Raw genomic sequence first — 321 nt, forward strand, 5'->3', positions numbered from 1 at the left:
ATCGTTAGCGGATATCGAACCCACATTAGAAAGATAACTGAAGGTATTGGAATCAACGGTATTATCCGCTAATGCTACCCCGATTGAGCCGGCTATGGCACCCGCTCCACCAAAGCCAGCAGCCAAGGACGCAGCCCCAGCTGTTGCAACGATTTTAGAGGTATTCTTACTAGTTAATGCTAGGTTAGCACTGTGAATTGACTTGTTACTTGCCGAGCTGTTATCAATGTACGTTGAAACGTCTGTATACACTTCGTTGGTTGTGCTCACTCCAGCTCCAGCGCCAGAAATACCGCCACCCGCTCCGCCAGAAACAGCCCT

The 321-nt window shown here is 49.2% G+C and carries 1 protein-coding gene; it reads right to left on the minus strand.

The annotated features are described in order from the left end of the window. A partial coding sequence (locus tag ACP45E_RS02225) for a hypothetical protein (RefSeq protein WP_158008360.1) occupies positions 1-321 on the minus strand: 321 nt, incomplete at both ends.

The sequence above is a fragment of the Vibrio genomosp. F10 str. 9ZD137 genome (assembly GCF_049974785.1).
Taxonomy (GTDB): Bacteria; Pseudomonadota; Gammaproteobacteria; order Enterobacterales; family Vibrionaceae; genus Vibrio.